Consider the following 23981-nt stretch of genomic DNA (forward strand, 5'->3'; position numbering starts at 1 on the left):
GAGGAACCCCGATCATGAAGCTCACGACCATGACCCAGATCAGCGTCGACGGAGTCGTGCAGGGCAACGGCGGGCCGGGGGAGGACCGCCGGAACGGGTTCGAGCGCGGCGGGTGGGCGTTCGGCAAGGGCGACGACGCGACCAGGGCGTTCATCGCCCGCACCTACCAGAACGCCGACGCGTTCCTGTTCGGCCGGTGGACGTACGAGATGTTCGCGGGCTCGTGGGGGACGAACGAGGCGATGCGCGCCCACCCCGTCGGCGTGGCGCTGGCGGAGAAGCCCAAGTACGTCGCGTCGACCACCCTCACCACGCCGACCTGGGGCGACACGGCCGTCCTGTCCGGCGACCTCGTCGAGGCCATCGCGGAGCTGAAGGCCAAGCCGGGCGGCGAGCTGCTGGTGAACGGCAGTGGCACCCTGGTGCGGTGGCTGCTGGCGAACGACCTGGTCGACGAGATGACGCTGATCGTGGTCCCGGTGGTCCTCGGCCAAGGCGCGCGGCTGTTCCCGGAGAACGGCGTCGACGTCGCGCTCGACCTCGTCGAGTCGCAGGTGGACACGAAGGGCGTGACGATCCAGACCTTCCGGCCCGCCGGACGTCCCCTGTACGTGTCGGCCTGACCCCACAACACCCCTGAGGAGCTTCGCATGCGCTACCTGGTTTCCGTCGTCGACGACAAGGAAAACCCCGGCAGCACCGACCGGCAGCCCGCCATCAGCGAGTTCAACGACCGGCTGATCGCCGAGGGCTACTGGGTGTTCGCCGGCGGCCTCGCGGACACCGACGCGGCCACGGTCGTCGACAGCCGGGGCGAGCAGGTCGTGATCAGCGACGGCCCGTTCGTGGAGTCGAAGGAGTACCTGGCGGGCGTGTGGGTGTGGGAGTGCCCGGACCTGGACGTGGCGCTCAAGCTCGCCACCGAGGCGTCCAAGGCCTGTGACCGCAAGATCGAGGTCCGGCCGTTCCAGTGAGCGACGTCGAAGAGGCGATCACCCGTGTCCACCACGAGGAGTGGGCGCGGGTCGTCGCCGCGCTGACCAGGCGTTTCGGGGACCTCGACATCGCGGAGGAGGCGGCAGCCGAGGCGTTCGCGACCGCGGTCGAACGGTGGCGCGCCGACGGCGTGCCACCCAACCCCGGCGCGTGGCTGACCACCACCGCGAACCACAAGGCCGTCGACCGGATCCGGCGTGAGACCAAGCGCGACGACAAGCACAAGGAGGCTCTGATGACCCACGACGCCCAGTCCGAGCCCCTCGGCGTCATCGACGACGACCGGCTCCGGCTGATCTTCACCTGCTGCCACCCGGCGCTGGCCGTGGAATCCCGCCTGGCGCTGACGTTGCGGATGGTCGGCGGCCTGACGATGCCCGAGATCGCCCGCGCGTTCCTGGTGACCGAGAGCACGATGGGCCAGCGGATCACCCGCGCGAAAGCCAAGATCAAGGCCGCGGGCATCCCCTACCGGCTGCCGTCGGCCGAGGACCTCCCGGAACGCGTCACCGGCGTGCTGGCGGTGCTCTACCTCGTCTTCAACGAGGGTTACCTGGCCACCGGCCCCGACACCGACCCGCTCCGCTCCGACCTGACCGCCGAGGCCATCAGGCTCACCCGCCTGATCCGCGCCCTCCTCCCGGACAACGGCGAGGCAGCGGGCCTGCTGGCGTTGATGCTCCTGATCGAGGCCCGCCGCCCCGCCCGCGTCTCGTCGACCGGCGAACTGGTGTCCCTGCCCGAACAGGACCGCGGGGCGTGGAGCACGGAGCTGATCGCGGAGGGCCACCACCTGGTCCGCGAACGCCTGGCAACCGGGGTGCCTCCAGGCCGGTACCAGATCCTCGCCGCGATCAACGCCGTCCACACCTCGGCCCGCGACATGCGCGACACCGACTGGTCCCAGGTCTTGGCCCTCTACAACCAGCTGATCCGCGTGGACCCGTCCCCGATCGTCCACCTCAACCGCGCCATCGCCGTGGCCGAGGTGGACGGCCCGGACGTGGCCCTGGCGACGGTCGACCGCCTAGAACCCACCCTGTCCGGCTACCACGCCTACCACGTGACCCGCGCCGACCTGCTCCGCAGACTCGGCAGGAGCCAGGACTCCCGCACCGCCTACGACCAGGCCATCGCCTTGGCGGGCAACACCGCCGAAACCGCCTACTTGACCCGCCGCCGCGACCAGTTGGCGTGACCTACTGACTCCCCCCGAACGCCCGCACGCGCTCCTCCCCGTCCACGCTCTCCCCGAACACCCGCGCGTCCCCGTCGAGCCCATCCCGGTGGGGCGTAGCGACCCGCGCCGACCGCGCCTCCAGGGCGTTGACCCGCACCTGCGGCAACGCCCCAGGCTCCCGCCGCCGCAACCAGTCCACCAGGTGCTCCCGCACCAGACAGCGAAGATCCCACAACCGCCCGGCATCCGGCGCACTGACCAACGCCCGCACCCGCACGAACGAGTTCACGGCATCCGTCACCTGCAACACGCACACCCGCCCGTCCCACAGGTCGAACCCCTCGACCGCCCGCCGCAACTCCTGCCGCATCTCCTCGACCGGCACCGTCCAGTCCACGTCCAACTCCACCGTCCCGAGCAACTCGGACTGCGTCTTGGTCCAGTTCTCGAACGGTGTCTTGAGGAAGTACGACGTGGGCAGGACGAGGCGGCGGTCGTCCCACAGGTGGACGACGACGTAGGTGAGGGTGATGTCCTCGACGCGGCCCCACTGCTTTTCCACGACCAGCACGTCGTCGAGCCTGACGGCGTCGCTGAACGCGATCTGCACGCCCGCGAACACGTTGCCCAGCAGGGATTGCGCCGCTAGGGCGGCGATGGCGCCGATCACGCCTGCCGAGGCGAGCAGGCTGGTGCCCGCGGCGCGGGCGGCGGGGAACGTCATGAGCATCGCGGCGGCCGCCAGTAGGCCGACCACGACCACGGTCACGCGGCGCACCAGGGTGATCTGGGTGTGGACCTTGCGGGCATGCCGGTTGTCCGTGACGTCCACCCGGATCCGCGACAGCGCCGCGTCCTCCGCGACGGTCAGCAGCGTCGCCAGCAGCCACGCCCCGGCCCCTATCAACGCCAGCCCCACCCCGTGCAGTGCGACGGGCTTCCACTCCCAGCGCACGCCGACGCCGAGCGAGAACTGCACGGCGACCAGCACCGCCACCACCTGGGCCGGGCGGTGGGCGTCACGGGCCAACTGGGCGAACAGGGTGGACTTCCGGCCGATCCGCACCGCGGCCCGGTGCACGAGGGCCACCACCAGCAGGGCGAACGCGACCGAGCCTGCGAACGTGAGCAACGTGGTTACGAGCATGTGCCACCGGGTACCCACGAAACGGGTCTTTCAGTTCGGCAGCAGGTGAGCGATCTGGCCGACGAACGCCACCAAGCGCTCCGGGGTGAAGCGCGTCGGGTCCGCCAGCGCCAAGCGGCCCGCCATCTCGCCCAAGGCCAGCATCGCGTGACCCAACAACTCGGCGTCCAAGGACGACGGGCCGCCGCGGGTCTGGAGGCCAAGGGCCGCCAACGCCGCCACCTGGTCCAGCAGGCCCGCTCGGACCGCCTCCACCCGTGACCGGAACTCCGGCGGGGTGCCGTCCGGGGGCGTCAGCACCAAGCGCCAGCGTTCCGGTGAGGTGATGACCGCGCGCACGAACACCTCCACCGCGTAGGCGAAGGCGTCTTCCGGGCCGCGTTCGGCGAAGTCCACGGGCAGGGCCGCGAGCACCTGGTCGGTGGCTCGGGACGCCTCGCGGTCCAGCAGGGCGGCGATGACCTCGCCGCGGTTGGCGAACTGCTCGTAGAGGACCGGCTTGGTCACGCCCGCCTCGCGCGCCACGGCTTCCATGGTCAGCGCGCCGAAGCCGGTGTCGATCAGGTGCAGCGCGCTGTCCAGGAGCTGGTCCCTGCGCTGTTCGGGTGGCAGTCGGGCGGCGTACTTGCGACGTGTTGTGCCCACCCGACCATATTGCTACGGTGGCGTAGCTTTCACAAAGCTACGCAGGCGTAGTAATTGCCGGAGGTCGCGATGGAGCCCGACAACCTCGTGCTGCAACCGAGGGACGTGCACTTCGACTGGGCCGAGCTGCCGATGCACTGGGTGCCGGAGGAGCCGGTCACCACGCACGTGATGAACGTCCTGCACCTCCTGCTGCCCGCGGGCGAGCGGTGGTTCGTCCGGACGTTCCAGCAGGCCGTGCCGCTGATCACCGACGACGACCTGCGCGAGGACGTGCTGGGCTTCATCGGGCAGGAGGCGATGCACGCCGAGGCGCACAGCGAGGTGCTCGACCACCTGCTCGCCAAGGGCTTGGACCCGCGGCCGTTCACGAACCGGGTCGAGTGGGTGTTCGACCGCATCCTCGGCGACCGGCCGAACCTGACCGCCCACCGACAACGGGAACAGCTCATCGAGCGCATCGCCATCGTGGCGGCCGTCGAGCACTTCACGGCCTACCTGGGCGACTGGATGCTCAACGCCACGGCGCTCGACCGCGCGGGCATCGACCCGACCATGCTGGACCTCCTGCGCTGGCACGCCGCCGAGGAGGTCGAGCACCGCAGCGTCGCGTTCGACCTGATGCGCCACCTCGACCGCCGCTACGCCCGCCGCGCCCGCGCGATGCTGCTCAGCGCCCCGCCGCTGCTCTGGCTGTGGATCCACGGCGCGCGCTTCCTCATGGCGGGCGACCGCACGGCGGGCCGCCTGACGCTGCGGGACTTCCGCCGCGCGGGCCGCCGCGGCCTGCTGCCGACGGGCCACGACCTGTTCCGCGCGTTCCTGCGCTACTTCCACCGCGGCTACCACCCGAAGCAGGAGGGGTCGACCAGCCAGGCCGTCGCGTACCTGGCCACGTCGCCCGCCGCGCGGGACGCCCACTGATGGACCGCTTCCTCCGCGGCCTCGCCCGGTTCACCGACGGCTACCTGAAGTCGTTGCCGCTCATGGGAAAGGCCAGACCGGGCCGCCCGAACCAGGCGTTGCGGCTCACGGTCGCCGAACGCCGGACGGTCGCCGACGACGTGGTCGCCCTCAGGCTCGTCGGTGACGGCCCGTTGCCCGCGTGGCAGCCGGGCTGCCACCTGGACCTGCACCTCGCCTCCGGCCTGCGCAGGCAGTACTCGTTGTGCGGCAACCCTTCCGACTCCACGAGCTACCGCATCGCCGTGCGCCGCGTCGGACCGGGTTCGACGGAGGTCCACGCCCTCGAAGCCGGCAGCACGGTCACCGTGCGGGGCCCGCGCAACGCCTTCCCGTTCGTCGCCGAGGGCCCGGTCCTGTTCGTCGCGGGCGGCATTGGCATCACCGCGATCCTGCCGATGGTCCTGGAGGCCCACCGCCGGAACCTGGACTGGCGTCTGGTCTACACGGGCCGGTCGACGGGCTCCATGCCGTTCCTCGACGAACTCCCGCCGGGAGCGGACGTCCGGATCGGCCGCACCAGCGACCTCCTCCGCGACGCCCACCCCGACGGCGCGGTCTACTGCTGCGGCCCCACGGGCATGCTCGCCGCCGTCCGCCGCGACTTCGCCTCCAAGCGCCTGCACTTCGAACGCTTCTCGCCACCGCCCATTGTGGACGGACGACCGTTCGCCCTCGAACTGCGCCGCAGCGGTGTCACGTTGTCCGTCCCCGCCGACCGCTCCGCGCTCGACGTGCTCCGCGACCTGCGCCCGACCGTCCCGTACTCCTGCCGCCAGGGTTTCTGCGGCACGTGCGAGGTCGGCGGCGTCCGGATCTGCGTGGACCGCCCCACCGGTGACCGACTCGTCCTGGAGGAACTGTGAACGTGCTGTCCGGTGACGTCCGCTTGGCGGTCCAGGAACACGGCGACCCGACCGCCCCCACGGTCGTGCTCGTGCACGGCTACCCCGACACCCACGCCGTGTGGGACGACGTCGTCGCCCTCCTCGAAGCCGACTTCCACGTCGTCACCTACGACGTGCGCGGCGCGGGAGCCTCGGACCGGCCCCGCGAGCAGGACGCCTACCGGCTGGACCTCCTGAAGCAGGACCTGTTCGCCGTGATCGACGCCGTCAGCCCGGACCGCCCGGTGCACCTCGTCGCCCACGACTGGGGCTCGATCCAGTCGTGGGAGGCCGTCGCGGAACCCGGTGCGCGCATCGCCACGTTCACCTCGTTCTCCGGCCCCTGCCTCGACCACCTGGGCCACTGGCTGCGGAAACGCCCGTCGCTCGACCACCTCCGGCAACTCCGCCGCTCCTGGTACATCGTCGCGTTCCACCTCCCGGTGCTCGCGCCCCTGGTGTGGAAGCTCGGCCTGGCCCGCCGCTGGGGCCGAGTCCTCCAGAAGGCGGAAGGCGTCCAACGCCCCCCGGCCACGACCCTCAAGCGCGACGCCGTCCAGGGAATCTCGTTGTACCGGGCCAACATCCGGGCCCGCCTGCGGAACCCCCGCACCCGCCGCACCGACATCCCGGTGCAGGTCGTCCAGCCGGTGCGCGACTCCTACGTCGACACCCGCCCGCTCGACCTCGAACGCTGGGTCACGACCCTGCGCCGCCGCACCCTGACCGCGGGCCACTGGGCCCCGCTGACCCACCCGGCCGCCGTCGCCCGGATGGTCACCGAGTTCATCGACGACACCGCCCCGAAACGGGACCTCGTCGTCATCACCGGCGGCGGCAGCGGTATCGGCCGCGCCACCGCGGTGGCGTTCGCCAGGCAGGGAGCCGACGTCGTGGTGTCCGATGTGGACCTCGACCGGGCTGAGGAGACCGCCGCGATGGTCGGCGGCCACGCCTACCAGGTCGACGTCTCCGACGAGGAGGCCGTGCGCAAGTGGGCCGCGGAGGTCGCCGCCGTCCACGGCGTCCCGGACGTCGTGGTGAACAACGCGGGCATCGGCCACTCCGGCTCGTTCCTCAGCACCACGACCGAGCAGTGGCACCGGGTGATGGACGTGAACCTCTGGGGCGTCGTCCACGGCTGCCGCGCGTTCGGCGAGCTGATGGTGGAGCGCGGCGAGGGCGGCCACATCGTGAACCTGTCGTCGGCCGCCGCCTACCTGCCGTCCAAGGTCCTGTCCGCTTACGCCACCAGCAAGGCCGCCGTGTTCATGCTCTCGGACTGCGTGCGCGCCGAGTTCGCCCCGGCGGGCATCGCCGTCTCGACCATCTGCCCCGGCATCGTGAAGACCGGCATCACCGCCGCCACCACGTTCTCCGGCGTGGGGGAGCGGGAACAGGCCCGCAAGCAGGCGCGGTCCTCCCGCCTGTACGCGTTGCGCGGCTTCGGCCCCGAGGGCGTCGCGAAGGAGATCGTCCACGCCGTCCGCACCGGCAAGCCGATCGTCCCCGTGACGGCGGAGGCGAAAGCGGCCCGCGTGCTCAGTCGCTTCGCGCCGTCCACGCTGCGCGCGGTCGCGAAGTGGGACGTGATCTGAGGTCCCGCAAAATCCGGCGACAGCGGCGGCCGTTCCCGCCAGGATGGCCGGAATGGACGAGGTCGAGGTCGTCGTTGCCCACAGCCAACGCGCGACGCTGCGCGTCGGCGAGGTGTTCCTGAAGGTCGACGTCGACCCGGCGCACGCCGACGTCGAGGTGCGGGCGATGGCGATGGTGCCCGTCCCGACCCCGGCGGTCCTCTGGTGCGAGCCGCCCGTGCTCGCGATCGCCGCCGTTCCCGGCACGGCGCTCGGCGTCCTCGGCGCACCGTCGCCCGCCTCACCGGCGGCGTGGGCCGCCGCGGGAGCCGCCATCCGCAGGCTGCACGACGCCCCGCTGCCGCCGTGGCCGGGGCGGAAGCTCGACGACGTGGCCGAGGAACTCGACCGCGAGTGCGCGTGGCTGCTCGCCAACGACGTGCTGCCCGCCGAGGTGGTCCGGCGCAACCGCGAGATCGCCGAGGCCGTGCTCCGGCCGTGGACACCGGCGTTCATCCACGGCGACCTCCAGATCACCCACGTGTTCGTGGACGACGAGGACCGGGTCACCGGCATCATCGACTGGTCGGAGGCCGCTCCCGGCGACGCGATGTTCGACCTCGCCATCCTGACGCTCGGGCACGAGGAACACCTGGACGACCTGCTCGTCGGCTACGGCGACGCGGACCGGGACGTGATCCGCGCGTGGTGGTCGCTGCGCAGCCTCACGGCGTCGCACTGGCTGATCGAGCACGGCTTCGACCCGGACGAGCCGGGGTGCGAGTTCGACGTGCTCCGAGCGAGGATGCCGGACTCCTAGGGCAGCCTGCCCTCGAACAGCCACGACCGGAAGAACGACGCCAGCGGGCGGGCCGTGTGCCGCTGGGCCACGGCGATGAACTGGTCCGTGGTGGCCGTGCGGTGCCGGTAGGTGTGCGTCCACTCGCGGACCGCCGAGAAGAACGCCGCGTCGCCCAGCGCGGTCCGCAACGTGTGCAGCGCCAACGCCCCGCGCTTGTACACGCGGTCGTCGAACATGTCCTGCACGCCGGGGTCGCCGATCTTGATGTTCTGCGGCTGCCGGTTCAGCAGGGCCCGCGCCCTGGTGGAGAGCACCGACGCGGACGGGCCGCCGGACTCCTCCGACCACAGCCACTCCGAGTACGCGGCGAAGCCCTCGTTGAGCCAGATGTCCCGCCAGTCCGCCAGCCCGACGCTGTTGCCGAACCACTGGTGGGCCAGCTCGTGCGCCACCAGGCGTTCGTAGCCGCGCCTGCCGTCGACGTGGTTGGCGCCGAACACCGACAGGCCCTGCGCCTCGATCGGCACCTCCAGGTCGTCGTCCGTGACGACCACCGCGTACTGGCCGAACGGGTACGGCCCGAACAGCCGCTCGAACAGCGTCATCATCGCGGGCTGGCGGCCGAAGTCCGTGGCGAACTTCGCCACGAGCCGGGACGGCACGGCGGCGGGCTGGCCGTCGGCCAGCTCCAGCTCCTCGTACTGCCCGATCTGGACGGTCGCGAGGTACGTCGCCATCGGCACGTCCTGCACGTACACCCACGTCGTGGTGCTGCCGCCGACCTTGCCGTCGACCAGGACCCCGTTGGCCAGCACCGTGTACGGCGACGGAGCCGTGACCGAGATCTGGTAGGTCGCCTTCTCCCGCACGGTGTCGTTGCACGGGAACCACGACGGCGCGCCGATCGGCTGGCTGGCCACGATCGCGCCGTCGGTGAGCTGGTCCCAGCCCAGGTCGCCCCACGCGCGCGTGCGGATCGGCCGGGGCGTCCCGACGTACCGCACCTCCACGGTGAACCGCGTGCCCGCCGCGATCGGCTTGCCCGCGCGCACGCGCAGCTTGCCGCCGCCGTGCGTGTACCGGACCGGCTTGCCCTCCACCAGCACGCGGTCGACCTTGAACGTGCCGAGGTCGAGCGCGAACGACGTCAGCGCCTCACCGGCGACGACGGTCAGCCGCGCCCGCCCCGACAGCCGGGCCGCGATGGGCTTGTAGTCGATCTCCAGGTCGTAGTGCGCTACCCGATATCCCGTGTTCCCGTGTGCTGGGAGGTAGGAGTCCTTCAGCGCCATGCCGAAATCGGGTTGCCGAGCCAGCGGGTGCCCGTGGGCACGTCCTCGCCGCGCATCACCAGCGATGCGGGGCCCACCGTCGTGTGCGAGCCGATCGTCGAGCCCGGCAGCACGATCCCGTGCGGCCCGAGCGTCGCGCCCGCGTTGAGCGTCACCTGGTCCATGCGCAAGATCCGATCATGGAACAGGTGGGTCTGCACCACGCACCCCCGGTTCACCGTCGCCCCCTGGTCCAAACGGACCAGGTCGGCCTCCGGGAGCCAGTAGGTCTCGCACCACACGCCACGTCCGACGCGAGCGCCCATCGAGCGCTGCCAGAGGTTCATCAGCGGCGTTCCGGCGACCGAGCCCACGAGCCACGGCACGGCCAGGACCTCGACGAACGTGTCCGCCAGCTCGTTGCGCCAGACGAACGCGCTCCACAGCGGGTACTCCCGCGCGCGGAACTTCCCGACCAGCGTCCACTTCGCCACGGCCGCCACCGCGCACGCCACGACCCCCGCGGCGAGCAGCAGCACGCCGCCGCCGAGCGCCGCGGCCCAGAAGCCGTACGCGGCCAGGAACTCGAAGCCGGCCAGCGCCAGCACGGCCAGCGCGAGCGACGCCATCACCGGCACGATCCGGCACACCTCGACCAGCGCCCGCGCGATCACCAGCCTGCGCGGCGGGTCGAACGTGCGGCTCTGGTCGCCGGTCTCGGCCGTGCGCGGCAGCTTGATCGGCGGCATCCCGAGGTACGAGCTGCCCGCCTTCGCGCGCTTCGGCGTGGACGACAGGACGCCGACCAAGCCGCGGTTCGGCACCGAGCGACCAGGGGCGGTCATGCCGGAGTTGCCGAGGAACGCGCGCTTGCCGATGCGGGCCGCGGCGATCCGCAGCCAGCCGCCGCCCAGCTCGTAGGAGGCGACCATGGTGTCGTCGGCCAGGAACGCGCCGTCGCCGACCGTGGTCATCTTCGGCAGCGCCACGACCGTCGACGCCTCGACGTGCCTGCCGACCTTCATGCCGAGCGCGCGCAGCCACACCGGCGTGAACAGGCTGGCGTACAACGGGAACAGGCCGCCTCGGGCCATGTTCATCAGGCGTTCGGTGGTCCACGCCTGCCAGGCGATCCGGCCGTGCACGGGGTGGTAGCCCTCGCGCAGGCCGATGCTCAGCAGCCGCACCGACACCAGCACGACCAGCGCGTACGACGCCATCCACGCGAGCGTCGCGACCGGCACGGTCAGCAGCGCGGTGCCCAGCGCGTCGGCGGAACCGGTGGTGGAGCTGAGGAAGTAGCCGACCAGCAGCAGCGCGGGCAGCGCCGTGACGGCCGACAGGGCGGACAGGCCGAACGAGGTCACGCCGTAGGCGAGCGACCAGCGGCGGGAGCGCGGCGGCCTGGCCTTGGGCCAGCGGTGCGACGACCTGCCGTCCTTCATCGCGGGCACGCCGGACCAGCGCTGACCGGTCGGCACGGAGCCGACCACGCCGGAGCCGGGGGCGATCTCGGCGCGCTTGCCGATCCGCGCGCCGGGGAACAGGGTGCTGCGCGCGCCGACCGTGGCGCCCGCGCCGACCCGGATCTTGCCGATGTGCAGGCGGTCGCCGTCCAGCCAGTGGCCGGACAGGTCGACCTCGGGCTCGATGGCGCTGTTCTTGCCGAGCTTCAGCATGCCCGTGACCGGCGGCAGCGAGTGCAGGTCCACGCCGGGCGCGACCTTCGCGCCGAGGGCCCGCGCGTAGTGCGTGACCCACGAGCCCGCGAGGTTCGTCGCGCCGCTCAGCTCCGCGAGCCGCTCGGCGGCCCACAGCCGCGTGTGGACGGTGCCGCCTCGCGGGTACGTGCCGGGGCGGACGTTGCGCAGCAGCAGTCGCGCGCCACCGGCGGCGATGGCCAGCCGTCCCGGCGGGCTGATCACCAGCGCCCAGCCGACCGCGACCCACGCCCACGAGATCGTCGGGGCCCAGGTGTACGTGCCGGTCAGCGCCAGCACGTTGTTGATCGCGGCCAGCGCGACCGTCCACCGCAGACCGACCAGCGTGAACAGCGGGACCATCAGCAACGTCTGGAGCAGCTGCGTCGAGCGGGGCGTCGGGGCGACCTCGCGCACGGACGCCGTCTCGGCGGCGAACTCGTCCAGCCGCGCGGCCATCGCGCCCAGCGTCGAGTAGGAGTAGATGTCGCTGACCGAGCCGCTGGGGAAGCGGAGGCGGATCAGCGAGACGAGCTGCGCGGCGGCCAGGCTGCCGCCGCCGGAGGCGAAGAAGTCGTCGGCCGGGCTCGTCGCGGGGGAGCCGAGCAGCTGCCCCCACAGGTCCGCCAGCCACGCCTGCGTGCCGTGCATCTCCACGACCGGGCCCGCGGCGTCCAGTGACGGCAGCGGCCACGGCAGGGCGTTGCGGTCGACCTTGCCGGACGTCTTGGTCGGCAGCGTGTCCACGACGGCCAGCAGCGGCACCAGCGCGGCGGGCAGCGCCGCCCGAAGGCGTTCCACGGCATCCGCTTGGTCGAAGTCCTCGGAAACGACGTACCCCACGAGCAACTGCGTGCCCGCCTTGTTCGTGCGCACGGCCGCGGCGGCACCGGCGACGTTCGGCAGCGCCTGGAGCGCCGCGTCCACCTCGCCCAGCTCGATCCGGCGACCGCCCAGCTTGATCTGCTCGTCCGCGCGGCCCAGGAACAGCAGGCCCTCGGCCTCGGCGCGCACGAGGTCGCCGCTGCGGTAGGCGCGCTCCCAGCCCAGCGCGGGCAGCGGCGCGTACTTCTCGGCGTCCTTCTCCGGGTCCAGGTAGCGGGCCAGGCCGACGCCGCCGATGACCAGCTGGCCGGTCTCGCCCATCGGCACGACCTCGCCCCGCTCGTCCACGACGGCCAGCTCCCAGCCGTCCAGCGGCAGCCCGATGCGCACGGGCCCCTCGCCGGTCAGCCGGGCCGCGCAGGCCACCACGGTCGCCTCGGTGGGCCCGTAGGTGTTCCACACCTCGCGCCCCTCGACGGCCAGCCGCTCGGCCAGCTCGGGCGGGCACGCCTCGCCGCCGAAGATCAACAGCCGCACGTCGTCCAGCGCCTCGGTCGGCCACAGCGCGGCCAGCGTCGGCACCGTCGACACGACGGTGATCTCCTGCTCGACCAGCCACGGCCCCAGGTCCATGCCCGTGCGCACGAGCGAGCGCGGCGCGGGCACCAGGCACGCCCCGTGCCGCCACGCGAGCCACATCTCCTCGCAGGACGCGTCGAACGCGACCGACAGGCCCGCGAGCACCCGGTCGTCCGGGCCCAGCGGGTCCTCGGCCAGGAACAGCCGCGCCTCGGCGTCCACGAACGCCGCCGCCGCGCGGTGCGTCACGGCGACGCCCTTGGGCTTGCCGGTCGACCCGGACGTGAAGATGATCCACGCGTCGTCGGTCGGGTCCGGTGCCCCGACCAGGTTCAACGGGGTGCCGCGCAGCGTGAGCTGGCGGTCCGCGCCGAGCACCGCGCACACGTCCGCCTCGGTGAACACGACGTCCGCGCGCTCGTCCGGGTCCTCCGCGTCCACGGGCACGTACGCGGCGCCCGCGGCCAGCACGGCGAGGATCGAGATGTACAGGTCGACCGTGCCCGACGGCACCCGCACGCCGACCCGGTCGCCGATGCCGATGCCGTCGGCCGCGAGCTTCTGGCGCAGCTCGTCGACCGCCGCCAGCAGGCCGCGGTAGGTCAGCGCGGTGGTGCCGTCGTCCAGGGCAAACGCTTGCGGGAACTCGTGCGCGGTCGCCGCGAGGACGTCGACCAGCGTCCGTTCGGGAGCGGCCGAAGCCGCGTCGAACAGCGCGGGCACAACGGTGGTGATGGGGTCTTCCTGCACGACGGTCACAGGATCAGGCCAGCAGAGCACGTGCGCAAATCATCCTCCGGGATGGGTGGGGAGCTGCTCCGCACCCGGTGGATCCCCGGCCAGGCAGCTCACGGGCGGCCGCAGTGCCAGCCCTTCGACCTGCGACTTTACCTCTGGGTAACGGACGGCGTCCCACTACCTATACCGCCAGTGGCTGTTCTCACAGGTCGTCGACGCCCCCGATGGCCCGAACGAGTGAGCACATCCCGCCATCCGGAACGCCTTCGCCGTCACCTGGTCGTGGGGTAGTCGAGGTCGCACCCGCGTTCCCACGACACCCGGTCGAGCACCGGACGGGCCAGTTCGCGGCTCAGGTTCCAGGCGTACCAGTCGTCGGTGTCGGTCACCTGGAACTTCATCCGCACGAGCAGGCACTCGCGCACGTCGGCGGGCAGCGGGTCGAACGCGGGCACGGCGTCGACGGACAGCGTGCCCAGGTACGGCAGGTCGATCTTGCCGGTCGCCTGCCAGCGCTCGACGTTGTGCTCGGCGATGAACCGGTCGGGGTTCAGCGCGGCCAGCACCAGCAGCGACGCGACCGCGGTGGCGACCACCGACCGCGGCAGCCACCCCGCCCGCAGCCGCACGCCCGCGGCCAGGACCAGCAGGTACACCACGGCCAGCCACACCTCGCAGGCGAACACCAGCAGCCGCAGCGCGGTGAACCCGTACGCCTGCTGGTAGGCCCACATGCGGCTCAGCGCCGACGCGACGATCACCAGCGTCAACCCGGCCAGCCCGCCGAGCAGGACCCGCAGCCACAGCCGGTCGGCCGCCGTGTCCGTCGCCGCGAACCGGGTCGCGACGCCGATCACCACGAGCGTGAGCACGGTGACCGCCAAGAGCTGCCAGAACCCGCCGCGGGCGTACTCGGCGTAGGTCAGCTGGGCGGTGCGCTGCACGTAGTCGTCGCCACCGAACAGGCTGGCGAGCTGCACGCCGACGAACACGGCGAACACCGCGACCAGCACGCCGATCGGCACCGCCCACTCCCGCCGCGCCACCGTGCGCCGGTCACGGGGCTCGGCGTCCAGCGGCAGCGTCGTGGCCTGCACGTAGCACGCGCCGAGCGTGCCGAGCCCGATCGTGACGAACAGGAACACCCATTCGAACGGCGACCCGATGTCCACCGTGGGGACCAGGTTGCCCAGCAGTTCGGCGAACGCCGCGTCCGCGCCCGCCAGCAGCGGCACGAACACCAGCAGCAGGCCCGCGCTGATCAGGATCGTCCGGCCGAGCCGCCGGTCCGGGCGGACCGGCCCCCTGGACGCCCTCATGCCCCGGACCGCCCACTTGACGGCGGGGAAGGCCGCGATCGGCACCGCGACCATCCCCGCCACAACTCCTCGCAGCGACCGGCCGTCCGTGACCGCGAGCGACCCCGCCGCGCTCGCCGCCAGGAGGGAGAGGCTGAACAGCCAGTCGGCCGTGAGGAAGGTGGAGACGCCCAGGAGCAGCAGGGCGGCGACCGCCCACGCGATGCTCTGGGGCGAACGGCGGCCGGTGGCGAGGAAGACGCCGACCACGCCGACGATCCCGGTCAGCACCCAGCCGACACCGGGCAGGTCCAGCGGCAGCACGGCCGCCGCCGTGAGCCCGGCGGCCGCGCCCGCGTACAGGACGTTCCGCGACGCGGGGGCCGTCGGCGCGGGCCACAGGGGCTTGGTCTGGTGGACGACCGGCCCCGACCACGCCGCCGCATGGCCCGACAACGCCGGGGCGTGCGGCAGGGGCGGGTGCGACGGGCTCGGCCGCTCCTCGACGGGTCGGCCCGCCGCGGGATTTCCAGCCGCGGGATTCCCGGATGCGGGACTGCCGGCGGTGGGATTCCCTGCTGCGGGATCGCCGGTACTGGGATTTCCTGCCTCGGGATCGTCGGATGTGGGATTGCCGGATGTGGGATTCCCACTTCCGGGATTCCCGCTTTCGGGATTTCCTGGTTCCGGAGTCTCGGGTTCGGGATCGTCGGCCGCGGGATTCCCGGTCGTCTCGGGGTCCTCCACCGCCGCGGCGGAAGCCCGGACGGGCTTCGCGGGGTGCTCGACGCGGCGCAGACCCAGTTTTTTGGACATGCCGACGACACGCTTGTCGTTCATGGGGACAACTCCGGTTTCGAGGAGCAGGGCTCAGCAACAGGACGTTCGGGGGACGGGGAGGTTCAGCCCGCGGGCAGCGTTACCCGGATGCGGCAGCCGGGGCCGTCGACCACGGCGATGGAGCCGCCGTGGAGGTCGACCACCCAGCGGGCGATGTTCAGCCCCAGCCCGGTGCCGCCGCCACCGGCCCGTTCCCCTCGGGTGAAGCGCTCGAAGATCCGTTCGCGGTCCTCGCGGGCGATGCCGGGACCCTCGTCCACGACCTCGACCACGAGCCCGTCGGCGGAGGACCGGGCGAGGACGTCCACCCGGCCGTTGGCGGGGCCGTGCCGGGCGGCGTTGTCCAGCAGGTTGACCACGACCTGGTGCAGGCGCTCGGGATCGGCGACCGCGGTGGCGCCGGGCGGGCTCACGTGGACGGCGAAGCGCACGCTGCGCTTGCCCGCCGTCGCGGCGACCTGCGCCTCCGCGACCACGTCGGCGAGCAGCGGCTCCACCTCGAACTCCTCGCGGTTGAGCGCGAGCACCCCGGCGTCCACTTTGGACAGGTCGAGGAGTTCGGAGACCAGCCTGCCGAGGCGTTCGGTCTGGGCCAGCGCGGTCTTCATGGTGGGACCGTCGGCGGCGGCCACGCCGTCGACCACGTTCTCCAGCACGGCCTGCAACGCGGTGATGGGGGTCCGCAGCTCGTGCGACACGTTGGCGATCAGCTCGCGGCGCTGCTGGTCGGCCGCCGCGAGGTCGGCCGCCATCCGGTTGAACGCGCTCGCCAGCTCGCCGATCTCGTCCTTGGCGGTCGCGCGGACCCGTTGCGAGTAGTCGCCCGACCGCATCGCCCGCGCCGACGCCGTCATCTCGCGCAGCGGCCGGGTCATGCCGTGCGCCAGCACCTGCGACACGAACAGCACGATGAGCAGCACGCCGATCGTGCTGCGGACCGGCAGCCAGCCGATCTGCGACCAGAAGAACGCCCACCCCGCCGTCGTGGGCGCGATCAGCAGGATGCCCATCTTGAGCTTGAACGACCGCACCGGGTCCAGCGGCCGGGGGAGTTCCTCGACCAGCATCGCGATGATCGTCTTGAACACCGTCACCGAGGGACCTCCAGCGCGTACCCGACGCCGTGGACGGTGCGGATCAGGTCCGCGCCCAGCTTGCGGCGCAACGCCTTGACGTGGCTGTCGACCGTGCGCGCGCCCGTGCCGTCGTGCCAGCCCCACACCTCGCTGAGCAGCCGTTCCCGCGGCTGCACCGCGCGCGGCCGTTCGGCGAGGTGCACCAGCAGCTCGTACTCGGTCGGCGTCAGGTGCGCCTCCACGCCCGCGCGGAGCACCCGCCGTTCCGCCAGGTCGCTCTCCAGGTCCGCCAGCTCGATCCGGGACTCGACCCTGGGCAGCGACGCCCGTTCCACCCGGCGCAGCAGCGCGTGCACGCGGGCGGCCAGCTCGCGGATGGAGAACGGCTTGGTGAGGTAGTCGTCCGCGCCGACGGCGAGCCCGACCAGCAGGTCCGTCTCGTCGCCGCGCGCGGTCAGCATGAGCACCGGGACGGGCTGCTGCGCCTGGATCCGGCGGCACACCTCGAGCCCGTCGAAACCGGGCAGCATCACGTCCAGCACCACGAGGTCCGGCGTCACGGCCTTGGCCGCCGCGACCGCGGACGGGCCGTCGTGGGCCAGCTCGACCACGAACCCCTCGGCCCGCAGCCGCGCCGCCACCGACTCCGCGATGGCCAGGTCGTCCTCGACCACCAGCACCCGCCGTTGTCCCCCAGTCATGCGGCGACTGTATTCCCGCGAGGTGGAGAGGTCAGGGGCGAGTTGTGGAGGTCGTGTGGAGGTGTGCGCCTAGGCTGGCCGCATGGCGGGCGAGGGAGCGGTCCTGGAGGCCGTGCTGGAGCGGATCACCTTCGCCAACGAGGAGACCGGGTACACGGTCGCGAAGGTCGACACCGGCCGCGGCGGCGGCGACCTGCTGACCGTCGTCGGCGCGCTGCTCGGGGCGCAGCCGGGCGAGTCGATCCGGATGCGCGGCCGGTGGGGCTCGCACCCCCAGTACGGCAAGCAGTTCTTCGTGGACGACTACACGACCGTCCTGCCCGCGACGATCCAGGGCATCCGCCGCTACCTCGGCTCCGGGCTGATCAAGGGCATCGGGCCGGTGCTGGCGGACAAGATCGTCACGCACTTCGGCGTGGACGCGCTCGACGTGATCGAGCAGACCCCCGAACGCCTCATCGAGGTGCCGAAGCTCGGACCCAAGCGCACCAAGGCGATCGCCGCCGCGTGGGAGGAGCAGAAGGCGATCAAGGAGGTGATGATCTTCCTCCAGGGCGTCGGGGTGTCGACGTCCCTCGCCGTGCGGATCTACAAGCAGTACCTGGACAGGTCGATCGACGTGGTTCGCCAGGAGCCGTACCGGCTCGCCTCGGACGTGTGGGGCATCGGCTTCCGGACCGCCGACGTGATCGCGAAGGCCGTCGGCATCCCGCACGACAGCCCGCAGCGGATCAAGGCGGGGCTCCAGTTCACGCTCTCGGAGGCCACCGGCAACGGGAACTGCTTCCTGCCCGACCAGTCGCTGATCGGCGAGGCCATCAAGATCCTCCAGGTCGACGCCGGGTTGGTGATCGACTGCCTGGCCGAGCTGGTGGACGAGGAGGGCGTGGTCCGCGAGGTGCTGCCGCTGGACGGCGAGGACGTGGCCGCGATCTACCTGGTCCCGTTCCACCGCGCGGAGATCTCGGTGGCGGGGCAACTCCGCAGGTTGCTGTCCACAGCGGATGAGCGGATGCCCGCGTTCGAGTCCGTGGACTGGACGCGCGCGTTCGCGTGGCTCGGCGCGTCGCTGGAGGAGAAGCAGCAGGAGGCGGTGAAACTGGCGCTGACCAGCAAGGTCGCCGTCCTCACCGGCGGGCCGGGCTGCGGCAAGAGCTTCACCGTGCGGTCGATCGTCCGGCTGGCCGTGGCGAAGGGGGCCTCGGTGGTGCTGGCCGCGCCGACCGGCCGGGCCGCCAAGCGCCTCACCGAGCTGACCGGCCACGAGGCCCGCACCGTCCACCGGCTGCTGGAGCTCAAGCCGGGCGGCGACGCGGCGTTCGACCGCGACCGGCCGTTGGACGCGGACCTGGTGGTCGTCGACGAGGCGTCCATGCTGGACCTGTTGCTGGCCAACAAGCTCATCAAGGCCGTCGCCCCCGGCGCGCACCTGCTGCTCGTCGGCGACGTCGACCAGCTGCCGTCCGTCGGCGCGGGCGAGGTGCTGCGGGACGTGCTGTCGCCGGGCAGCCCGGTGCCGAACGTGCGGCTCACGCACATCTTCCGGCAGGCCCGGCAGTCCGGCGTGGTCACCAACGCCCACCGCATCAACTCCGGCGAGTACCCCGTAGTCCAAGGACTGCCGGACTTCTTCCTGTTCCCCGTGGAGGAGTCCGAGGAGGCCGCCGCGATGACCGTGGACGTGGTGTCCCGCCGCATCCCGGCCAAGTTCGGCCTCAACGCCCGCCGCGACATCCAGGTGCTGGCCCCGATGCACCGCGGCCCGGCGGGCGCGGGCGCGTTGAACGCGGTCCTGCAAGAGGCGTTGACGCCAGCCCGTGAAGGCCTGCCGGAACGCCGGTTCGGCGGCCGGGTGTTCCGGCTCGGCGACAAGGTCACGCAGATCCGCAACAACTACGACAAAGGTGTAAATGGTGTTTTCAACGGCACCATGGGAGTCGTGACGGCGTTGGACGTGGTCGAGCAGAAGCTCACGATCCGCACCGACGAGGACGAGGACGTCGACTACGAGTTCGGCGAACTCGACGAGTTGACCCACGCGTACGCGATGACGATCCACCGTTCACAGGGCAGCGAATACCCGTGCGTCGTCATCCCGCTGACCACCAGCGCGTGGATGATGCTCCAGCGGAACCTGCTGTACACGGCCGTGACCAGGGCCAAGAAGCTCGTCGTGCTGGTCGGGTCGCGCAAGGCGATCGGGCAGGCGGTGCGCACGGTCGGCGCGGGTAGACGACACACCGCATTGGCCCACCGACTCGCTGTGGAAAAGTTTTTGTAGATCGCCCGGTGCGATTGAAGGCACACTGCTCCACGGCACGAATCCCAAGCCGTGAGGAAATCTCCCTGTGCGCACCCCACTCCTGTTCGCGGCGCTCGCCGTCACCACCCTGGTCGCGACGGGCTGCGGCACCACCACACCGGCCGCCTCCGCGGGCAACGGCACCGGCGGCGACACCACGCAACACGGCGCCCCCAGGGTCCACGCCCCGCTGGACTCCACGAAGGCGTCCCAGAAACCCTGCACCCTGCTGTCCGACGCGCAGCTGAAAACGTTGGGCATGGCGGGCACCAGCGGCGCCCAGGAAGCGACCCCGACCGGTCCGATCTGCTCGTGGGACGACCTGGACGGCACGAGCGGCCAGCACGTCACCTTCACCTTCACCACGGGCAACGGCAACGGCGGCCTGGACCGCGTGTACGAGCTGAAGAGCACCTTCCAGCTCTTCGAACTGCAAGCGCCGCTCCAGGACTACCCGGCCTTGCTCAACGCCCCGACGGACGACCGCAAGAAGGGCACGTGCGCCTTCGTGGTCGGCATCTCGGACACCCAGATCCTCACCACCACGGTCAAGATGCGCACAGGCGCCAAACCCGCCCCCCGCGTGGTCGAACCCTGCATCGTCGCCAGGGAAGCCGCAGACCTCGCCTTGACCAGCATCCGCGAACAAGCCTGACCAGCGCCCGATTCGCCTACTGCGAGTAGCCATCCCTTTCGACCGCTTCCCGCAGTTTGTGAATGATCCTCAGTTGCTGACCACGGCCTTCCCACCTTCCCCATTCCACCAACAGCCGACAGTCCGTCCAGGTATCGTCACTCTCGGTTCGCAACCGTGCGACGTGTCCGGGAGGGACGCCACACATGAACGCCGTGAAGGTGGAGCCCGCGGTCATCGAGGCCGCCATCAAGGAGTACACCGCGATCCGCGACGAGCTGGTCACGGCGTACACCAAGAGCGACCCGCTGGTGAAGATCAAGGGGCCCGGCAAGGACCGGCCGAGCGAGGTCTACGCGCTGGCCGCGAACAAGGTGGGACGCGACCACCTCCAGGCCAACCTGGACCTGCGCACGGCCATCGAAGGCCGGATCAGCCTGCTCCAGGCCACGCTCGACCAGTACCGGCAGACCGACCAGGGCAACGCCTCCGACCTCAAACCGAAGGACTGACCGGTGCGACTTCCCGCCCTGCTCGCCCTGCTCGTCGTCACCCCTCTCGCTCTCGTGGGGTGCAGCAGTTCGACCGGTGGCACCGCCTCGACGAGCACCCCCACCTCGACCGGGACGAGCACCGGCGAGACCGGGTCGAACGGCGGCACCACCGAGCACGGCGCGCCCAAGGTGAAGACCCCCTTGGACTTCGCCAAGTCGTCGGCCAAGCCCTGCGGCCTGCTCAGCGCGGCCCAGCTCCAGCAACTCGGCATGACGGGAGCCGCGGGCAAGGACATCACCGCCGGGGCGGGGCCCGCGTGCGAGTGGAACGACTTCTCCGGCGCCAGCGGGCAGAGCGTCGGCTTCACGTTCGTCTCGGGCGACGGTGGCCTCGACTACCTGTACGAGACCAAGGACACCTTCGAGCTGTTCGAGCCGCAGCCACCGGTCCAGGGGTACCCCGCGCTGCTCAACTCCGCGCTCGACGCCCGCAAGAGCGGTGTGTGCACGTTGGACGTCGGACTGACGGACAAGCAGATCCTCACCACCACGGTGCAGATGAGGAGCGGCGGCACGCCCGCCCCGCGTTTCGCGGAGCCCTGCGTGGTGGCCAAGGAAGCCGTTGACCTCGCCCTGACCACCATCAAGGGAGGTTCGTGATGGCGCCGCCCGCACCGGACTGCACCACTATGGACAACACCCGCGCCGAAGGGCTGTCGGGCAAGCAGATCTACGACCTGATGAACAGCGGACCGGGCACGGGGTCCCTGGAGGCCGGTAGTCACGCGGCGACGCTGGTGGCGGGCGACTACGCGACCATCGAGGCCCGGCTGAAGTCGGTCAGTTCGACGCTCGGCGAAGGCTGGACGGGTTCCGCGGCTGCCTCCGCCCAGCAGGCCGCCTCGCCCATCAACAAGGCCGTCATCGAGATGCAGACCGCGCTGCACCAGGCGGACCGGGCGATCGGCAACCAGACCTACCAGTTCAACGCCAACAAGAACCAGCTCAAGCAGATGCCCGACAAGAAGCCCGAGAGCGGCTTCTGGAACGACCTCGCTCCGTGGGAGACGGACACGGACCGGGCGATCGCCGGGTACAACAACGACGAGGCCGAGAACCGCCGCGTCTACACCGAGTACCAGGGCGCCAGCAACACCAACCGCGGTGAACTGCCTCCCGACATGGCCGGTGTCAACACCGACACCCTCGACGTCGAAGTCAAGGACACGACCGGCGAGTCGAACTCCACCCTGACGACCAACTCCAACGGGAAGTACACCAACAACCAGAGCAGCAGTTCCTCTTGGAACGGTGGGAACAGCCAGGGGAACCAGGGGTCGGTGTCGGGGTTCACGTCGGTGCCTGGGGCCACTGGGACTGACGGGACCACGACCACCAGTGGTGATGTTGGTGTGCCCACGGTGCCGCCGCCGTCCGTGCAGAACCCTGGGCAGGGTGTTGGTGGTGGGGTGAACAACCCTGGTGGGGGTGGGGTTGGGTTTCCGCCGATTGGTGGGCCCGGTGGGGTTCGTGGCGGTGGTGGTGGAACTGGGCGGCCTGGCGGTGGGGGCGCTGGTGGGGTTCGTGGGTTTGGTGGTGGGCCTGCTGGTTCTGGGTCCGCTGGTAGTGGGCGTGGTGGGGCTGGTGTTGGTGGAGGGTTTGGGTCTGCTGGGCGGGGTGGAGTTGAGAGTGGGTTTGGGGCCGGGCAGCGGGGTGGGCTCGGTGGAGTGGTTGGTGAAGGTGTTGGTGGGCGTGGGGGGTTTGGGCCTGTCGGGTCCGGGGCTGTCGGGTCTGGGGTTGGTGGGGCTGGGGCGGTTGCTGGGCGGGGTGGGGCTGCTGGTGGGGCCGGTATGGGGGGAATGGGTGGTGGGCGTGGTGGGCCTGGGGAAGAGGATGGCGAGCACAAGTCGGCCGCTTACCTGGTGAACGAGGAGAACGGCAACGAGATCGTCGGTGACATGCCGATGACCGCGCCTCCGGTGCTCGGTGGCTGAGCGATGTTGCGTGCGCCGATAACGCTGACCCACGTGGCTTTCGACGTGCTGTGGCGCAGTGATGAGCTGGGTGAGCCGCACACCGCGTTGACGGTGCCGTCGCCCGGTGCCACGCACGACGAGCGGGACGTGATCGTGCGTGAGGTGTTCGGGCAGTTGGAGCGGATGGGGCTGGCGCAACGTGGGCAGGCGCATCCGGATGTGCGGGACGCGTTGCGGCTGATCGCCAAGGCGGGCAACGAGTTCTACGGGTGGGTGGCGGACGGGCCCGCCGAGCCGCGGGCCGTGGTCGTGGCCGCTGGTGCTCGGGACGCCGTGCTGGTGGTGAAGGAACCCGACGTGCTGCGGTTCTTCCCGGTGAGTCCGACCGGGCCCGCGGAGGTGTTGGCGCGGCAGTTGCCGGACGTTCCTGCGGGACGTGGGCAGTCGATCAACGTGCGGGAAGCGGACTTCAAAGGCGCTGGGACCCAGGGGTGGGCGGCGCGGCGGGAAGACCCGGACGCGCGGGCGTTGCGCAGGCTGTTGGCTGAGCCGCGGATCGGGCTGTCCAAGCTGTACACGGCCCGGCGGGACGAGCGGGGCAGACACCAGCGGGCCGAGGAGTTCCTGACGGTGCTCGACGTCGCGGGCGGCGGCCGGTGGCTGATCAGCACGCAGTCGGACAGCTCCGGGCACCGGTGGATCATCGCGAACCCCGGCACGCCCCAGGGGATCGCCGAGAAGCTGTACCGGATGCGCGCGTCGCTGAACTAGCAGCACTAGCCGCGCACCGACCACAGAGGTCGTGAGCGGATAGGACGATGTCGAAGGCCCACGTTGGACGGCTTCTGACCGACCACAGCTCTCGCCCTGAACTCGCGCCTGTCGGCGTCACACCCATGGCGAGGTCGAGCCGCGTCCACGCTCGCGAAACCGGTAGGCGCTGAAGCGAGATCACGGCAGGCCGAGCGGCACGCCGTGGGATGCGGCGTGCGGCGCGGTCGTCCGGGGAAAGCGGGCTACTGGCGGTAGCCCTCCACGATGCCCTCGGGGCGGGCTTCGGCGGCGTCCGGGTCCATGCCCGCGGACCGTCGTGCGCGGCGTTGGCGCAGCAGGTCCCAGCACTGGTCGAGGCCTACCTCGATCTGCTTGAGGCGCTGCGCCTCGTCGGCGGAGAGGCCTTCGCCGACCTTCGAGTTCTCCAGCTTGTGCTCCTCGGCGACGAGGCCGGTGATGCGCGAAATGATTTCTTCATCGGTCATGGGTCAGGACTACCCCCACCGCGGGGTGTCGCGCCACCGGACGTGTGCTCCCTCTCTTGGTCCATAACGCCCATGTATGGCCGGTTGGAGG

21 protein-coding genes are annotated in these 23981 nt (G+C 71.3%); 13 read left to right on the forward strand and 8 right to left on the reverse strand.

Features of this window, described 5'->3' with window-relative positions:
- Nucleotides 1-14: 14 nt before the first annotated feature.
- The 3 genes from ACFWW9_RS15830 to ACFWW9_RS15840 are packed head-to-tail and all read left to right on the forward strand — an operon-like array spanning nucleotide 15 to nucleotide 2194.
- Nucleotides 15-623 (forward strand): dihydrofolate reductase family protein, encoded by a 609-nt coding sequence (locus ACFWW9_RS15830; RefSeq protein WP_390377212.1) that lies wholly within the window; start codon nucleotides 15-17, stop codon nucleotides 621-623.
- A gap of 27 nt (nucleotides 624-650) precedes the next feature.
- Nucleotides 651-974 carry a YciI family protein gene (locus tag ACFWW9_RS15835; RefSeq protein ID WP_390377215.1) on the forward strand — a complete coding sequence of 108 codons (324 nt, stop codon included), beginning with the start codon at nucleotides 651-653 and terminating at the stop codon, nucleotides 972-974.
- Nucleotides 971-2194: an RNA polymerase sigma factor gene (locus tag ACFWW9_RS15840; protein WP_390377218.1), complete on the forward strand. Its 1224-nt coding sequence runs from the start codon at nucleotides 971-973 to the stop codon at nucleotides 2192-2194. Before ACFWW9_RS15835 ends, ACFWW9_RS15840 begins: the two co-directional genes overlap by 4 nt.
- A 1-nt stretch (nucleotide 2195) precedes the next feature.
- On the opposite strand, the gene ACFWW9_RS15845 is transcribed toward ACFWW9_RS15840, so the two are convergent.
- Together ACFWW9_RS15845 and ACFWW9_RS15850 are read right to left on the reverse strand one after the other, a co-directional pair.
- Nucleotides 2196-3323, reverse strand: coding sequence for a mechanosensitive ion channel family protein (locus ACFWW9_RS15845; RefSeq protein ID WP_390377221.1), 1128 nt, complete (start codon nucleotides 3321-3323; stop codon nucleotides 2196-2198).
- Between the two features lie 30 nt (nucleotides 3324-3353).
- Nucleotides 3354-3968, reverse strand: a complete 615-nt coding sequence (locus ACFWW9_RS15850) for a TetR/AcrR family transcriptional regulator (protein ID WP_390377224.1) — start codon at nucleotides 3966-3968, stop codon at nucleotides 3354-3356.
- Between the two features lie 69 nt (nucleotides 3969-4037).
- Here ACFWW9_RS15850 and ACFWW9_RS15855 point away from each other — a divergent pair, with 69 nt between their 5' ends.
- From ACFWW9_RS15855 to ACFWW9_RS15870, 4 genes are read left to right on the forward strand one after another with little or no spacing between them, the layout of a single operon-like run.
- Nucleotides 4038-4892 (forward strand): metal-dependent hydrolase, encoded by an 855-nt coding sequence (locus tag ACFWW9_RS15855; protein ID WP_390377227.1) that lies wholly within the window; start codon nucleotides 4038-4040, stop codon nucleotides 4890-4892.
- Nucleotides 4892-5797: a PDR/VanB family oxidoreductase gene (locus ACFWW9_RS15860; protein WP_390377230.1), complete on the forward strand. Its 906-nt coding sequence runs from the start codon at nucleotides 4892-4894 to the stop codon at nucleotides 5795-5797. Before ACFWW9_RS15855 ends, ACFWW9_RS15860 begins: the two co-directional genes overlap by 1 nt.
- A complete protein-coding gene (locus ACFWW9_RS15865; RefSeq protein ID WP_390377233.1) occupies nucleotides 5794-7416 on the forward strand; it encodes an SDR family oxidoreductase in 1623 nt (540 codons plus the stop codon). The genes ACFWW9_RS15860 and ACFWW9_RS15865 overlap by 4 nt, the downstream gene beginning before the upstream one ends.
- 52 nt (nucleotides 7417-7468) lie before the next feature.
- Nucleotides 7469-8215: a phosphotransferase family protein gene (locus ACFWW9_RS15870; RefSeq protein ID WP_390377236.1), complete on the forward strand. Its 747-nt coding sequence runs from the start codon at nucleotides 7469-7471 to the stop codon at nucleotides 8213-8215.
- Here ACFWW9_RS15870 and ACFWW9_RS15875 read toward each other — a convergent pair.
- The 5 genes from ACFWW9_RS15875 to ACFWW9_RS15895 all read right to left on the reverse strand — a co-directional run bounded on the left by ACFWW9_RS15875 (nucleotide 8212) and on the right by ACFWW9_RS15895 (nucleotide 17225).
- The gene (locus tag ACFWW9_RS15875) at nucleotides 8212-9489 is read right to left on the reverse strand and encodes a M1 family metallopeptidase (RefSeq protein ID WP_390377239.1); all 1278 of its coding nucleotides are present in this window, start codon (nucleotides 9487-9489) and stop codon (nucleotides 8212-8214) included. The two genes, ACFWW9_RS15870 and ACFWW9_RS15875, sit on opposite strands and share 4 nt — an antisense overlap.
- The gene (locus ACFWW9_RS15880; protein WP_390377242.1) at nucleotides 9480-13331 is read right to left on the reverse strand and encodes a Pls/PosA family non-ribosomal peptide synthetase; all 3852 of its coding nucleotides are present in this window, start codon (nucleotides 13329-13331) and stop codon (nucleotides 9480-9482) included. The genes ACFWW9_RS15875 and ACFWW9_RS15880 overlap by 10 nt, the downstream gene beginning before the upstream one ends.
- Before the next feature lie 251 nt (nucleotides 13332-13582).
- Entirely contained in the window at nucleotides 13583-15064 is a 1482-nt protein-coding gene (locus ACFWW9_RS15885) for a DUF4153 domain-containing protein (protein WP_390377245.1), read from the reverse strand.
- Nucleotides 15065-15510: 446 nt separating this feature from the next.
- A complete protein-coding gene (locus ACFWW9_RS15890) occupies nucleotides 15511-16515 on the reverse strand; it encodes an ATP-binding protein (protein WP_390377328.1) in 1005 nt (334 codons plus the stop codon).
- A 23-nt stretch (nucleotides 16516-16538) separates the two neighbouring features.
- A complete protein-coding gene (locus ACFWW9_RS15895; RefSeq protein ID WP_390377247.1) occupies nucleotides 16539-17225 on the reverse strand; it encodes a response regulator transcription factor in 687 nt (228 codons plus the stop codon).
- A gap of 82 nt (nucleotides 17226-17307) precedes the next feature.
- Here ACFWW9_RS15895 and ACFWW9_RS15900 point away from each other — a divergent pair, with 82 nt between their 5' ends.
- From ACFWW9_RS15900 to ACFWW9_RS15925, 6 genes are all read left to right on the forward strand, one after another.
- On the forward strand, nucleotides 17308-19506 hold the full coding sequence (locus ACFWW9_RS15900; RefSeq protein WP_390377250.1) for an ATP-dependent RecD-like DNA helicase: 2199 nt from the start codon (nucleotides 17308-17310) through the stop codon (nucleotides 19504-19506).
- A 67-nt stretch (nucleotides 19507-19573) separates the two neighbouring features.
- A complete protein-coding gene (locus ACFWW9_RS15905; protein WP_390377253.1) occupies nucleotides 19574-20182 on the forward strand; it encodes a DUF3558 domain-containing protein in 609 nt (202 codons plus the stop codon).
- A 185-nt stretch (nucleotides 20183-20367) separates the two neighbouring features.
- Nucleotides 20368-20673, forward strand: a complete 306-nt coding sequence (locus ACFWW9_RS15910) for a PE domain-containing protein (RefSeq protein WP_390377255.1) — start codon at nucleotides 20368-20370, stop codon at nucleotides 20671-20673.
- 3 nt (nucleotides 20674-20676) lie between these two features.
- Entirely contained in the window at nucleotides 20677-21315 is a 639-nt protein-coding gene (locus ACFWW9_RS15915; RefSeq protein WP_390377258.1) for a DUF3558 domain-containing protein, read from the forward strand.
- Nucleotides 21315-22649: a hypothetical protein gene (locus ACFWW9_RS15920; protein WP_390377261.1), complete on the forward strand. Its 1335-nt coding sequence runs from the start codon at nucleotides 21315-21317 to the stop codon at nucleotides 22647-22649. The genes ACFWW9_RS15915 and ACFWW9_RS15920 overlap by 1 nt, the downstream gene beginning before the upstream one ends.
- Nucleotides 22650-22682: 33 nt before the next feature.
- A complete protein-coding gene (locus ACFWW9_RS15925) occupies nucleotides 22683-23402 on the forward strand; it encodes an ESX secretion-associated protein EspG (protein ID WP_390377264.1) in 720 nt (239 codons plus the stop codon).
- 245 nt (nucleotides 23403-23647) lie between these two features.
- Here ACFWW9_RS15925 and ACFWW9_RS15930 read toward each other — a convergent pair whose 3' ends face one another.
- Nucleotides 23648-23890 carry a DUF2630 family protein gene (locus ACFWW9_RS15930; protein ID WP_390377267.1) on the reverse strand — a complete coding sequence of 81 codons (243 nt, stop codon included), beginning with the start codon at nucleotides 23888-23890 and terminating at the stop codon, nucleotides 23648-23650.
- Nucleotides 23891-23981 lie beyond the last annotated feature (91 nt).

The organism is Umezawaea sp. NPDC059074, from assembly GCF_042738955.1.
In the GTDB taxonomy this organism is placed as follows: domain Bacteria; phylum Actinomycetota; class Actinomycetes; order Mycobacteriales; family Pseudonocardiaceae; genus Umezawaea.

Excerpts from the sequence above, each read along its gene's own strand:
- ACFWW9_RS15830 (WP_390377212.1), top strand. The coding sequence starts at position 15 with ATGAAGCTCACGACCATGACCCAGATCAGCGTCGACGGAGTCGTGCAG.
- ACFWW9_RS15835 (WP_390377215.1), top strand. The coding sequence starts at position 651 with ATGCGCTACCTGGTTTCCGTCGTCGACGACAAGGAAAACCCCGGCAGC.
- ACFWW9_RS15845 (WP_390377221.1), bottom strand. The coding sequence starts at position 3,323 with ATGCTCGTAACCACGTTGCTCACGTTCGCAGGCTCGGTCGCGTTCGCC.
- ACFWW9_RS15855 (WP_390377227.1), top strand. The coding sequence starts at position 4,038 with ATGGAGCCCGACAACCTCGTGCTGCAACCGAGGGACGTGCACTTCGAC.
- ACFWW9_RS15860 (WP_390377230.1), top strand. The coding sequence starts at position 4,892 with ATGGACCGCTTCCTCCGCGGCCTCGCCCGGTTCACCGACGGCTACCTG.
- ACFWW9_RS15870 (WP_390377236.1), top strand. The coding sequence starts at position 7,469 with ATGGACGAGGTCGAGGTCGTCGTTGCCCACAGCCAACGCGCGACGCTG.
- ACFWW9_RS15875 (WP_390377239.1), bottom strand. The coding sequence starts at position 9,489 with ATGGCGCTGAAGGACTCCTACCTCCCAGCACACGGGAACACGGGATAT.
- ACFWW9_RS15890 (WP_390377328.1), bottom strand. The coding sequence starts at position 16,515 with ATGCTGGTCGAGGAACTCCCCCGGCCGCTGGACCCGGTGCGGTCGTTC.
- ACFWW9_RS15895 (WP_390377247.1), bottom strand. The coding sequence starts at position 17,225 with ATGACTGGGGGACAACGGCGGGTGCTGGTGGTCGAGGACGACCTGGCC.
- ACFWW9_RS15900 (WP_390377250.1), top strand. The coding sequence starts at position 17,308 with ATGGCGGGCGAGGGAGCGGTCCTGGAGGCCGTGCTGGAGCGGATCACC.
- ACFWW9_RS15910 (WP_390377255.1), top strand. The coding sequence starts at position 20,368 with ATGAACGCCGTGAAGGTGGAGCCCGCGGTCATCGAGGCCGCCATCAAG.
- ACFWW9_RS15920 (WP_390377261.1), top strand. The coding sequence starts at position 21,315 with ATGGCGCCGCCCGCACCGGACTGCACCACTATGGACAACACCCGCGCC.
- ACFWW9_RS15930 (WP_390377267.1), bottom strand. The coding sequence starts at position 23,890 with ATGACCGATGAAGAAATCATTTCGCGCATCACCGGCCTCGTCGCCGAG.